Raw genomic sequence first — 13,018 nt, forward strand, 5'->3', positions numbered from 1 at the left:
CAATGTCTATCTTCTTTATTCAGCAGCAGGAGTAGTTACAAAAGCAGTAGTTGACTTCTTTTTTCTTTCGATAAAAACGAATCCAGCTAAGCAGCAAAGTAATACAAATGGAATGCTCGTTTTATAAAGGTCAGCAAAACTAGAAGCAATTGTTTCTTTCGCAAAAGTTGATACCTGATTCGAATAGTTTTTTACAAGCTTTCCTTTTTCGGCGATATCCTTATCCACCTGCATTGCTACCTTGGGGTAAATCAATTCCTTGGCTGAGATTCTTTGTTCTTCCGGAATAGTGGCAAGTGCTTTTTGGACGTTAATGTCGATGATTTGTTGACGTTCCACTGCTGTCATTAAGGTTGGATTGATTTTGCGTGCAGTCTCATCGCCATTAATTGATCTTTTTGTTTCGCTCAAGATTTTCTCTTTTGCCGCTTGTGGTACGTCGAGCTTTTCAAGCTGTTGGGCTGCGAAATGAACAACATCCTTCTTTTTAGTGTCAATATTATTCGTTAGCCCTGCCACAAAAATAGCGACGGCTAACACTACTCCTAATTGCCTCAGCATCGAAAAAACACCCTGGGAGGCAGTGAGCATTTCTCCTTCGAAAGAGGATGTACTGGCAATCGTGGCCGAGGAAATAACAAAGCTAAATCCCAAGCCAAGCAAACTGCACAATAGGACAATTTCTTTTGAAGTGCTGTGAATAGTTAAATTGTGCAACAAATAATACGCGCATCCCATAATTCCAAAACCAAGAATGACTGGGATGGTATATCCGATTTTTTTCGTTAGTAAACCGGCGATGTTGGAAAAAACAAAGATGGCGGCAGACACGGGTGTGACGAGTAATGCGGCTTGAAGCTCCGTCTTATGCTGGAAGTTAGTTAAGAACTGAGGTAGTAGGACCATTACACCGATGAGGAAGATAAACCCTGTTGTCACTGTTACAACTGAACCTGTGAACAAGCGGTCTTTAAAGAGATTTAGATTTACCATTGGAGCCTTTGATTTTTTCTCTGCAAAAATAAATAGCAGAATGGACGCGGCAGTAACAAGATAACAGAAAATCGCTTGAGTACTATTCCAGCCCCATGTATTTCCCTTTATTAACACAAGATTTAACGAGAAAATGGCTGAAACAGAGAAGAGTAATCCAAACCAATCTATTTTTGATTTTACACGATTTTCTTCCTTTAATGTTAGTAAAAAGAAGGCAATGACAATGGCCATTAAACAGATTGGAACATTCACATAAAATACCCAATGCCAACTTAACTTTTCCGTTATGATTCCCCCCACCGTTGGCCCCATTGCAGTGGCTAAACCTTGTGTTGCCCCTAGTAAGGTGAGTGGCAGTATTCTTTTTTCAATCGGCATTGCAGCAATACCAATCACCATACTGCAAGGAATTAAGATAGCGGCACCTAAGCTTTGAATGAACCGTGCAACAATTAAGAAGTCCCCACTCGTTGCAAGTCCGCAAAGCGCAGACCCCAATCCAAAAATAAACAGCCCAACAATGTAAAATTTATTTCTGCCAAACATTTCGGCAAACCTTGCCAGCGGAATGGCTAATACAGCAATCGTCATCGTATATACATTCAACATCCATGAGCTCGTTTCTAATGTTGTGTGCAAGCTGTTCTGAATCGCCGGCAGCGTAATGTTCATAATTGTAGAGTCAAGCATACAAACAAATATCCCCAAACACATGAGCAAAACAACCTTCATTCCACCCGTTCCCTTCATTCTATATCTCCCCTTGTTGTTGTTTTAATTTTTTTAGTTCTTCATCAACCATTCCTAAAATCATCTCAGCTTGGCGGATCCCAAATTCTAATGTAAATCTTTTGTGCTGTTCCATCTCTGGGTACATATCGGCAATTTTGTTTAAGTTATCAAACATTGCCTGGCTTTTTTCCCGTTCTTCCTCTAACCACTGCTGAATTTTTTCATTGGTGGTAAACCGCCCGAAAAAGATGCGGATAAGGATGTCTGATCGAGTAATTGTCGGATTGACTGGGCTGTTAAGGTAATGTTGAAATTGCTCTTTTCCACTTTCGGTTATCACGAATAAATTCTTGTTCGGCTTTCCGTCTTGCTGAATCACCTGTTTTTCAACCAGGCCTTCCTTTTCCATTTTCCTTAATGCCGGATAAATCGCCCCAAATGACGCGTCGAAAAAGTAGGACACGGAGTTTTCCATCATTTGCTTGATATCGTAGCCGCTCATCGGCTCCTCGTAGATAAAGCCAAGGATAACATCTTGTATGTTCATCTTTGATCACCTCATATTATTTATGTTTATATTATCATTGTTAATATAAATATTGTCAATATAAAAATTGGATATTTTTTCAACTTTTTTAATGAAAGTAATCGCCAGCTACTCTCTTTTTTGATTCGCTGATAAAATCACGATTTCCGCTGATAAATGAGGAAATTCGCTGATAAAAGGGCTGGATTCGCTGATAAACAGTTCAAATCCGCTGATAAAACACAGCAAGCAGACTTTAGGATCCAATTCTGACGATATTTTTAATAATTCCTTAATAAAACTCCAACTTTATGAAGTTTATTTGCGAATAATACCAGTTTATTTGCTAATCCTACTGGTTTATTTGCGAAAATATAGGATTTATTTGCGATTCGTGACAGTTTATTTACGCATTGACCATTGACCCAGGAACAGTTAAGGCACAAAAAAACCTATCCACAATGTGAATAGGTTTATTTCTGCTTATAATAGGTAATCGCCAGTGCAAAGGCCAATACTGCACCCTTAACAATATCCATCGCATAATACGGTACCGACATCATTACGAGCCCGTTTTGCAATATCCCAATTAAGACTGCCCCAACAAATGTGCCAATTGCATTGGCCTTCCCGGCCCCAAGTACTGAAAAGCCGATAAAGGCGGCGGCTACTGAATCCATTAAGTATGGCGCCCCTGAATTAATTTCTGACGTCATGACACGAGATGCAAGCACAATCCCGCCAATCGCCGCAAACAGTGCCGATAGTAAGTAGGCGGCTACCTTATATTTATTCACAGGGATCCCTGAGAGTCTTGCCGCTTCTTTATTTCCACCGATTACATACATATAGCGGCCATGCTTTGTATAGGTTAAAAAGATGTGTACAAGTATGACGGTCACAGCCATGATAATAATAATCCATGGCACCTCACCGATTTTTGCAAAAAATGGACTAATCAAACCTGTTGCCATTGAGCCATCCGGCATCACCATATTTTGCGAAACCGTTGCTCCCTTTGTGTAGGTTAGTGCTGTCCCTTGGATAATAAACATCGTCGCCAACGTCATTAGCATATCAGGGATTCTTAACTTCACAATCATGAACGAGTTTAATGCCCCAACAACCAATGACGCTGCAATCGCAGAAATAATCGCCACCAGTGTATTTTGTGAAAACCATACAAACATCGAAATGACAACCGCGTTAGAAAGTGATGCCACCGAACCGACCGACAGATCGAAACCATTTACAGACAACGAAATCGTAATACCAATCGCAATAATCGTCACTATCGATATCGAACGTAAAATATTGATAATATTGCTGCCCTGAATAAATGCAGGATTGGCGGCTGAAAAAATAATGATAAGTGCAAGAATCGTAATGATGGTCCCGTATTTATATAAAAACTGAAATAGCTCAAAGGCCTTTTTCACTGGGGCCTCCTGATTCTTCGCTGAAATGTTTGCTTCCATTTTACCTGCCCCCTGTTGAATACATTAAAAGTTCCTCTTCGCTGGTTGCTTTTGTTTCCAGTTCCTTTACCGCCTTGCCATCATATAAAACATAGACCCGGTCTGTAATCCCGATAATCTCAGAAAGCTCGGATGAAGCATAGATAATCGCTTTGCCCCGGCTGGCCAATTCGGCAATTAATTCAAAGATATCTTTCTTCGCCCCGACATCAACGCCTTTGGTTGGTTCATCAAAAATATAGACATCCGCATCGGCAACGAGCCATTTTCCGATTGCTACCTTTTGCTGATTACCACCAGACAGATTTTGGACCTTCGTTTCCTCAGATGGTGTTTTAATTCCGAGACGGCTGATCAATTGCCTAGCTGTCTCTTTTTCTCTTTTTCTATCTAAGAAGCTAAAAGCCTTTGAAAAGCTCCCTAGGCTAGCCGCTGTCAAATTAGCTTCCACGGATTCAAGAACAAGAATTCCTTCCTTCCTCCGCTCTTCGGGAACTAAAGCAAACCCCTTCTTTACCGCATTATACGGACTCTTTATTTTTACTTCGGCCCCGTGAAGTAGGATTTCTCCGCTAGTTGGTTTCTCGGAACCGAATAACGCTTTACACATTTCAGTTTTCCCAGCGCCAACAAGCCCTGCAATTCCAACGATTTCTCCTGATTTAACGTGAAAATTCAAGTTTTTAATTTTTCCTCTATCAGAAAGTCCTTTCACTTCTAGGACGCTGTTTCCAAAAGTCGTATTCCTTTCGGGAAACTGCTCCTCCAGCTTTTGACCAAGCATATGCTCAACCACTTTATTGGAAGTTGTCGCGGCAACCTGCTCTTTTACAACAAATTCGCCATTTCGCATGACCGTCACTTCATCGCAGATTTCAAATATTTCCGGCAGGCGGTGTGAGATAAAAATAATCCCTACATCTTGTTTAACTAGTTCCCGGGTAATCCGAAAAAGTTCGCTCGTTTCGGCATGACTCAAGGGTGCAGTCGGCTCATCTAAAATAAGAAACTTACACTTATTTGAAACGGCTCTAGCGATTAAAATCATTTGTTTTTCAGCAAGTGACAACTCACTCACCAGCGTCTTCGTTGAAAGTCTAATATTCATACCGGCCAAGATTCGCGCCGCTTTTTGATGAATTTTATTCCATCTCATCCATTGTCGTTTTCCCATGTTATGAACAGTGTCAAGCAGCATAATATTTTCAGCGACGGTTAAATAGGGAATAAGGGCCGTATCAACCTCCTGATAAACAATTTGAATACCAGCATCCTGGGCATTTTTCGGTGAACGAATCTTCAGGTTTCGCCCATCCATAGATATCTCGCCGGTATAGTGGTCATAGGCTCCGGAGAGAACCTTCATTAACGTTGATTTCCCCGCACCATTCGCCCCGATCAATGCCTGAACTTTACCCGTTTCCATCGAAAAATTGACATGATTCAACGCCTTCACGCCTGGAAATTCAATTGAGATGTTTTTCATTGCCAATGTTGAACTCATCAAAATGCCACCCCTATCAAAACGGCACTCTCTTAATCGATTGAATAAGAGAGTGCCAGCCGGATTTATTTTTTATAATGCTTCTTTAACGTTTTCATCCATTCTTCTTCAAATGCCGCAGACTCACCCCAGCCTGGGATGATTTTTGAAAGATTAACCATGTTGACTGGATCCTTGGAGTCCTGCAGATTCTTTTGAGAAACAAGTGATGCTTCTAAGTCATAGGTCTTTGGTGTTTCTTCGCCAGCCAGTTTTTTCGCAAGTAATCTCAAATCGACAGCGCCGATTAATTTAGGGTCGACTGCCGCTGTATACTTCCACGCACTGCCTTTTCTTTGGATATCCTGAAGGTCCGCATTGGAAACATCAATTCCATAGATTTTCACATCTTCACGGCCTGCTTCTTTAAGTGCACGCGCTGCACCAATCGCAAAAGCATCCCACGTAGCAAAGATAGCGTCAAGTTTGCCCTTAGGGTATTTGTTCAACATCGCGGCAACGGCATTTTGCGTTTGTACACTTGTGTCCGCTGCTGCTACGCCAAAGCGTTCAACTTCTTTAAGCCCAGGGTTCTTCGCAAGCACATCCTGATAAACTTTATTCCGACGGACCATTGGTGGGAAGCCGTCTACCCAAAGATAAGCAATATTGGCTTTACCCTTCGTATCCTTTACGAGCTGGTCAAGTGCTAAGGCCGCTAATGCTTCATCATCCTGAGAAGTAAGCGTCACGCCTTCAACATCCGCTAGGTTTGGATTCGAGTCAAATGCAACAACAGGTTTTCCTTTTTCTACGATTTTCTTTACATCGTTTACTGTGGCATCGTCGTCACCATGGGAAATGATAAATCCATCATAATTCTGATCTAATGCCTGATTGATGGCATCGTGAAATTTCGCTGTGTCCCCATTTGCGGTAAACACGTCTACTTTTATCCCTAATGCTTCTCCTTCTTCTTTTGCCCCAGCTAAGAATTGGGCTGTATGGTCGTCACCGCCAATTTTACGAATGACCTTGATTTTCAACTGATCCCCTTTAGAGAATGCCTCCGGTACCCCTTCAAGAGAAACCTTTTTATTGCCGCTTGCCTGTTTTGTTTCCCCGCCAGAAGTACAGCCAGTGAGTAATAGCGTTGCTGCCAATGCTGATACGAGTGTAGTTTTTAATAAATTCCTTTTCATCTTTGAAACTCCCCCTTTTTACCTCTTACCAATTAACGCATTATTCCTATTGGAAAGGTTAGCTTTTATGTAAAATAAAAAACCTCTCCAGAAAAGAGAGGTTTCATCACAAATAGACGGATTACTCCTCTCTTATCTTTCAAAACAATTACTTGTTTTGCAGGATTTAGCACCAATTCCTTTTCGGAACGGTTGCTGGGCGTCATCGGGCCAGTCCCTCTGCCACTCTTGATAAGAGAACGTATTATTCATTTAAAGTATTAAACTAAATTTAAACTCCTATTAATAAGTTGTCAATAGTGTTTTGAATATTTTTAATAAAGTGATATCCAAAACCCCTACATTTAGGGAAAAATTACACAAGTTTAAATGTAAGTGCTATCTCTTTATAATCATTTGAAATTTCGGTATGATAATATTTAGTAAACCGAAATAAATTTCAGAAAGAAGTGTTAATTACTTGAACCAGCAGGAAAGTGCAAAACGTAATTTACTGATCATGTGGTTTGCCAACTTCTTTGTAGCCGGAAGTATGACGATGGTTATGCCGTTTATTTCGTTGTACATTGAGTCATTTGGTGATTTTTCCGAAACATATGTCCAGCATTGGTCAGGGTTAACATTTGCAATTACATTTGTTTCGGCCTTCCTTTTCTCACCCATTTGGGGAAGAATTGGCGACCGCTATGGGAGAAAAAAAATTCTAATCTTTTCCGGATTAGGAATGGCGTTATCGATTTTTCTTATAGGCTATGTCCATTCCGTTTGGCAGCTATTTATGCTGCGATTTTTCATGGGATTCTTTTCGGGGTTTATCCCGATGTCACAAGCTTTTATCTCAACACAAACACCGAAACAGATTGCCGGACGTGTTCTTGGGACTTTGCAAACCGGCAGTATCACAGGTTCGTTGTTAGGGCCGATGTTAGGCGGAATATTGGCAGATTCCCTTGGATATTCGACCACCTTTAAGTGGACCTCCATTTCTATATTCATCTCGGCCCTCCTTGTCATTGCCACAAAAGAATTTCTGCTTGAAGCCAAAAAGGGCACAAAATCCCATTATTCAAGCAAGGAAGTATTGAAGCATATTACGCGCAATCCCGTATTATTAACCGTGCTGCTAATCTCTGCACTTGTCCAGATTGCCCACTTTAGCATCCAACCGATTTTGTCCTTATTTGTTAGTGATCTGCACGGACCAGCAAATATTGCCTTTTATTCAGGGATTGCCTTTTCCGCCGCAGGTCTTGGAAATTTAATGATGTCGAGGAATTGGGGGAAAATTGCTGATAAGTATGGCTATATCAAAATACTTATCATTCTTCTTTTCTTGGCGGGAATTGTCTATCTGCCGGGAGCAGCCGTTACAAGTCTTTGGCAGCTTGTCATCATCCGCTTTGCCCTCGGTGTCACGATTGGCGGCATTATTCCGGTACGAATTGCTTATATCCGCCAGGAGGCACCGATTGCGATGCAAGGTGAGGTGCTTGGTTACAATACAAGTCTGAGGTTTCTTGGAAATATTATTGGTCCATTGTTGGGAGGATTCATCTCTGGCTCTTTCGGATTTTCCGCGGTATTTATTAGTACAAGTGCCTTATTGATTATCAGCGGATTTATTTTACTTGTCACCATGCAGCGCAATCCAAAGCTAGTGAGGCATACTGCATAACAGCATGGCGGCTCCATGTTCATGGCGATAATGTACCTTTACGCTAATAAACCGTTTTTGGATGAATATATAAAAGAACAGGGCAGCTTAATTCTACTGTGGCCCTGTTCTTTTTTTATCGACAATTACCGGGGAAATAACAACAATATGAGTGTGATTTCGACAATAATTATGAAGAACGTATAATTATCTATTGAAAATTCCAAATCGTCTTATATGCCTGTTTCCACGCAAAAATGGTGATTACCAGGAGCAATATGTAATACATCACCACTCCATATGGAATAAATGTAACGGCAAAATGGATACCGATAAAAACAGCAATCAGAAGTAACGCAAGGAGAATTTTTGCTCCCCCGCTCTGCTGGGCATCCTCAAACGATTCCGAAAAAGGCAGCGTCCCTTTAAGATAGTTTGAGCAAATAATCGTGTATAATACGGCGGTCACGAAAACAACCAAAAGGTCTGGGATGACTTTTATCCCGAAGATACCGATAAAAATGACGGATAGGATCAAATAAACCGGAAGAAAAAGATTGACAATAAACACCTTCAATGCCGCACTGTATAAGGGTGCTAAGCTCTGTATCGGTGCGGTTTTGTAAATCCAGGCTCCCTTATATTTCCCCGAGTATTTCAGCATCGTCACCGCATTGGGGATCATCAAACAAGACCCATAAAGTCCTAAATACCATTTGCTCGATACGAGGTGTGCATAGGAATTCATTTGAATTTCGTTAAACATAAAAATAAATGGGAAAACGAGCGATAGCCCTAAAGAGGGATAAACCTTTAAGCGAAATTCCCGTTCGTTCCGCATCATATTATCGGAGAATCGAAACAATACCTTTTCCTCGTTACTTCGGCAAATAACACCCGTCAGCCACTGTTTCCACCTGCGTTCCTTCCGTTTGCCTCCCCCGCTATTATTTGTTAACTTTTGCAGATTTCTTTCAAATGAAGGCATCATTCGGTTATAAACAACAATCGCGAGGACTGGCACAACCAAAGCCAATAGTGAAAAGATCACTAGATATCCGTTCGAATGGCTCCCTAAGAACAACTCGAAAGGTGCCCCAAACCAAATGGGTGGAATAAAGAATTGCCACCAGCTTGGCGAAAAGGTAATTTTCATATCGATAAAACTAAAGGCCCTCCCCAAAATCTGATAACCGACAGCAATCGAAACCGATAAACCAATTTGGACATAGTTGATGATATCTTTTAATTTTTCACCGTCAAAGTAACGGAGGATGAAATAGTAAATAATCGCCGTTAATACGACAATAAATAAATTGACCAAGATCAGTCCAATCAGTGAGAGGAGTAAAAACAGGATTCCATACTTAAATGTCCCGGCCACAATCGGGGCTCCCGCGATAGCCGCCGTCAGAAAGAATAGATAAATACTAATATGAACCGTTTTTGCAGCACTTATCGTTTTTCGCCCAACCGGTTTTGTCTGCAGAATTCCTTTGTCCTTGATATCGAGAAGAACATTGGAAAAGTCAGAGATCATCGAGGTCATTACCAGAAACATGACGATTCCGAAAAGAATACTCATTTGATAGAGATAATTCTGTCCAAAAACTACAATAGGAATTAGAAAGAGGCTTAATAATACATACATCCCTAACGATTTGATAAAGCCGTTTTCTTCCGGCTTTTTCTTTTTCTTAGCCTGTTGGTTAAAGATGGTCGGTGTCCTTCGCCCATCCATCGTTAATTTGACTGCTAAAATTTTTCGCATCACGGGATAGTCAATCCCAAAGCTCTCAAAAATCCGCCGGAACAAATCTAAGAATTTGAGCGTTTGAAAGTTTTTCATCGAATTATACCTCTTGGACGATGGCCACGAATTCCTCCGCCAGCGCCTTATATTCATTAAAACCAGTTAGCTGATTAAAGATTTGTTCCAAGGTCCCTTCCATATTTTGCGCCTTCAACTCGTTGAAGCTGCCATCGGCAACAATTTTTCCATCATTAATTAAGATAATCCGATTACTGATTTTCTCAACGACGTCCATGATATGTGACGAGTAGAAAATCGTTTTTCCCTGCGCAGCCAGCACAGCGAGGATTTCTTTAAAGACCATGACACTGTTGGCATCAAGGCCGCTTAACGGCTCATCCAAAAATAACAGGTCCGGGTTATGTAGTAAACTTGAGATAATCAGTACCTTTTGCCGCATTCCTTTGGAATAGGAGGCAATTCTTGAATCGTACACCTCTTCCATGCCGAAGACTTTCATCAACCGCTGTGCTTTTTCATCCGCCGTTTGAAAATCCATTCCGTATAGTTCTCCGACAAAGGTCAAATATTCCCTGGCGGTGAGATTATCATAGAGTTCGGCGATTTCCGGCACATAGCCAATCTTCCTTTTATAGCCGATATTCTTCTCGGTTACTTCCTCGCCAAAAATCTCCACCTTCCCGGAAAAGTCACCCTCGAGCCCTAGCAATATCTTGATTGTCGTGCTTTTCCCGGCGCCATTTGGTCCAATATAACCGATGATTTGCCCGCGGTGGACCGTTAAATCAATCCCCTTTAATACCTCTTTTGTCCCGTAATTTTTCTTTAAATCTCGTAAACATAATACTATTTCTTCGATGACCATCACCTTCTATCACATTTGATACTTTTATTTTACCATGTTCTGCCTTTATTTCCGGTAAAAATATGGCTGGCGAAGGGGTTTTTCCTCTGCGCCAGCCAATCTATTATTTATTTTTACTCAAATAATACACATATGCCTTTATCATAAAATAACTAACTTCCTCAGGGAGTAGTTCCTTAATTGGCTTTAGCCGATTTCGACCAGCCTCTTCGACTGCCTTTTCTAACAGTGGAATGTATTCACTTGGAATCAGCCTGATGAAGTCTACAGTTACTCCTTGCTGGGCACATTGAAGCAGATGACTTTCGACGGTGCTTATCGCAAGCTCGCGCTTTTCCGCAATCTCGTTAATGGACAGACCATTTTGGTGCAGCTCGAGTGTTTCTAGATGCGAATCTCCTACAGCTTTGGCTGGCTTTTTCGGCACAGTTGATTCCGCTTGGATTTCGCTCTGATAATCCGGATGGGCTTCTAAATAGGTCCGAATCGCTTGAATAAATTCAAGTCCATATTTTTGCAGCTTATGTTCCCCGACACCGCTGACCTGTAAAAACTCTTCGTTCGTTTTCGGCTGTTTGGCACACATGTCCTTAAGCGCGGCATCAGAAAAAATGACAAATGGCGGTACTTTTTCTGTTTCGGCAATGCTTTTTCGGACCTCTCTAAGCTCTTCAAACAATGGGTCATTTTTCGAAACTTCTTTCACTTTAACGGCTTCTCGGCGATAAACCGGCTGCTTTCCTAATAGAATGTCTTTTCCTTTCGGAGAAACATAGATGGTCGGAAATTGCCCCTGTTCAATCGCAATCAACTCCTGTGAAATCAAGAATTCAATAAAATCACTGACCTCTTTCGCCCCTTGATCCTTCATGATTCCGTAGGTGGTGAGCCGATTAAAGCCCATTTCGGTAACTTTTTTATTTTTCGATCCTGTTAAAACTTGTGCGGTTAGATTTTTGCCAAAGCGCTGCCCCATCCGAATCACACAGGACATCACCATTTGCGCTTCCTTGGTGACATCGATGCTTGTCCGCGAATCTAAGCAATTGCCGCATCTGCCGCAGGTGTCCGTTTCTGTTTCGCCAAAATACTTTAAAATAAATTCCTGGAGGCAGCTCTCCGTGTGACAATAATCAACCATTTGCTGAAGCTTTTCTAATTCTTGTGTGATCCGGCCCCGGTCACTTGATTGATCAATTAAAAAGCGCTGCACCTGCACATCCTGAGGGGAATAAAGCAGGATACATTCACTCTCCAGCCCGTCACGACCAGCACGGCCTGCTTCCTGGTAATAGCTCTCCATGTTTTTCGGCATCTGAAAATGAAGCACATAGCGAATATTTGATTTATCTATCCCCATTCCGAAGGCAGAGGTCGCAACCATGACCGATGCATTATCTTCTAAAAATCGTTCTTGCTCTCGGGCACGATCCGCATCGCCCATGCCGGCATGGTAGCGGGCAACATTAATGTTTTCCTTGCGGAGCCGTTCATAAAGCTGGTCCACATTTTTCCTTGTTGCCGCATAAATAATCCCTGCTTCTTTGTCGTTCTTTTTAAGATAGGCTTGGAGAAACTTGCCCCTGTCCTGTCCTTTTATAACTGAAAAAGAAAGATTTTCCCGTTCAAACCCGGTAATGACAGTATTGTTTTCATCAATATTTAGCAGCTGGCAAATATCTGCGCGGACTCTTGGGGTTGCGGTTGCTGTTAGGGCGAGCACATTCGGGCGCTTCGGCAGATTTTGAATCATTTGCTGGATATGGCGATAGCTTGGGCGGAAATCATGGCCCCACTGTGAAATACAATGGGCTTCATCCACGGCAACTAAGGGGATATCCATCCCATTAAGATCTTCCAGAAACTCGTACGATTCCAAACGCTCGGGTGCAATGTAGAGTAATTTATATTTGCCCTGCTTTGCCGCTCGAATCCGTTCGGCAGCCTCATTAAAAGTAAGGGAACTATTAATAAATGTCGCCGGAATCCCGACTTGAATGAGGGCATCTACCTGGTCCTTCATTAAGGAGATCAGCGGGGAGATGACTATCGTGGTGCCTGGCAGAATGAGGGCAGGAATTTGGTAGCAAATCGATTTTCCGCCGCCGGTCGGCATGACACAAATCGTGTTTTCTCCGGTTAATACTGAGCGGATTGCCTGCTCTTGGCCATTCCGGAAGGCGTTATAGCCAAAATGGGATTCTAGTAAGGGGAGTGCTTTTTCAAACAAGATGGTTTCTCCTTTCAATTTGGGGATAATCTATGTAATAGTGCAAGGGTGCTTATCCTATTATAACTCTAATTTTGC

9 protein-coding genes and 1 riboswitch are annotated in these 13,018 nt (G+C 41.8%); of the genes, 1 reads left to right on the top strand and 8 read right to left on the bottom strand.

Annotation, left to right across the window (positions count from 1 at the left end; genetic code table 11):
- Window positions 1-15: 15 nt before the first annotated feature.
- From AA980_RS24570 to AA980_RS24590, 5 genes are all read right to left on the bottom strand, one after another.
- Window positions 16-1,746, bottom strand: coding sequence for an MFS transporter (locus AA980_RS24570; protein ID WP_024030379.1), 1,731 nt, complete (start codon window positions 1,744-1,746; stop codon window positions 16-18).
- 1 nt (window position 1,747) lies between these two features.
- A complete protein-coding gene (locus AA980_RS24575) occupies window positions 1,748-2,275 on the bottom strand; it encodes a PadR family transcriptional regulator (RefSeq protein ID WP_024030378.1) in 528 nt (175 codons plus the stop codon).
- Between the two features lie 452 nt (window positions 2,276-2,727).
- Window positions 2,728-3,732 carry an ABC transporter permease gene (locus AA980_RS24580; RefSeq protein ID WP_024030377.1) on the bottom strand — a complete coding sequence of 335 codons (1,005 nt, stop codon included), beginning with the start codon at window positions 3,730-3,732 and terminating at the stop codon, window positions 2,728-2,730.
- A gap of 1 nt (window position 3,733) precedes the next feature.
- Window positions 3,734-5,236 carry a sugar ABC transporter ATP-binding protein gene (locus AA980_RS24585; protein ID WP_024030376.1) on the bottom strand — a complete coding sequence of 501 codons (1,503 nt, stop codon included), beginning with the start codon at window positions 5,234-5,236 and terminating at the stop codon, window positions 3,734-3,736.
- Window positions 5,237-5,301: 65 nt separating this feature from the next.
- Entirely contained in the window at window positions 5,302-6,417 is a 1,116-nt protein-coding gene (locus AA980_RS24590) for a sugar ABC transporter substrate-binding protein (RefSeq protein WP_024030375.1), read from the bottom strand.
- A 129-nt stretch (window positions 6,418-6,546) separates the two neighbouring features.
- Window positions 6,547-6,655, bottom strand: a riboswitch (SAM riboswitch).
- A 261-nt stretch (window positions 6,656-6,916) separates the two neighbouring features.
- On the opposite strand from AA980_RS24590, the gene AA980_RS24595 reads away from it, so the two are divergent.
- A complete protein-coding gene (locus AA980_RS24595) occupies window positions 6,917-8,092 on the top strand; it encodes an MFS transporter (protein ID WP_034724830.1) in 1,176 nt (391 codons plus the stop codon).
- Window positions 8,093-8,282: 190 nt separating this feature from the next.
- Here AA980_RS24595 and AA980_RS24600 read toward each other — a convergent pair whose 3' ends face one another.
- The 3 genes from AA980_RS24600 to recQ all read right to left on the bottom strand — a co-directional run bounded on the left by AA980_RS24600 (window position 8,283) and on the right by recQ (window position 12,940).
- On the bottom strand, window positions 8,283-9,920 hold the full coding sequence (locus tag AA980_RS24600) for a hypothetical protein (protein ID WP_024030373.1): 1,638 nt from the start codon (window positions 9,918-9,920) through the stop codon (window positions 8,283-8,285).
- A gap of 4 nt (window positions 9,921-9,924) precedes the next feature.
- Window positions 9,925-10,710 carry an ABC transporter ATP-binding protein gene (locus AA980_RS24605; RefSeq protein WP_024030372.1) on the bottom strand — a complete coding sequence of 262 codons (786 nt, stop codon included), beginning with the start codon at window positions 10,708-10,710 and terminating at the stop codon, window positions 9,925-9,927.
- A gap of 103 nt (window positions 10,711-10,813) precedes the next feature.
- On the bottom strand, window positions 10,814-12,940 hold the full coding sequence (gene recQ / locus AA980_RS24610) for a DNA helicase RecQ (protein ID WP_024030371.1): 2,127 nt from the start codon (window positions 12,938-12,940) through the stop codon (window positions 10,814-10,816).
- Window positions 12,941-13,018 lie beyond the last annotated feature (78 nt).

Source organism: Neobacillus vireti (genome assembly GCF_001026695.1).
GTDB lineage: Bacteria > Bacillota > Bacilli > Bacillales > Cytobacillaceae > Neobacillus > Neobacillus vireti.

Excerpts from the sequence above, each read along its gene's own strand:
- AA980_RS24600 (WP_024030373.1), bottom strand. The coding sequence starts at position 9,920 with ATGAAAAACTTTCAAACGCTCAAATTCTTAGATTTGTTCCGGCGGATT.
- AA980_RS24580 (WP_024030377.1), bottom strand. The coding sequence starts at position 3,732 with ATGGAAGCAAACATTTCAGCGAAGAATCAGGAGGCCCCAGTGAAAAAG.
- AA980_RS24570 (WP_024030379.1), bottom strand. The coding sequence starts at position 1,746 with ATGAAGGGAACGGGTGGAATGAAGGTTGTTTTGCTCATGTGTTTGGGG.
- AA980_RS24585 (WP_024030376.1), bottom strand. The coding sequence starts at position 5,236 with ATGAGTTCAACATTGGCAATGAAAAACATCTCAATTGAATTTCCAGGC.
- AA980_RS24590 (WP_024030375.1), bottom strand. The coding sequence starts at position 6,417 with ATGAAAAGGAATTTATTAAAAACTACACTCGTATCAGCATTGGCAGCA.
- AA980_RS24595 (WP_034724830.1), top strand. The coding sequence starts at position 6,917 with ATGTGGTTTGCCAACTTCTTTGTAGCCGGAAGTATGACGATGGTTATG.
- AA980_RS24605 (WP_024030372.1), bottom strand. The coding sequence starts at position 10,710 with ATGGTCATCGAAGAAATAGTATTATGTTTACGAGATTTAAAGAAAAAT.
- AA980_RS24575 (WP_024030378.1), bottom strand. The coding sequence starts at position 2,275 with ATGAACATACAAGATGTTATCCTTGGCTTTATCTACGAGGAGCCGATG.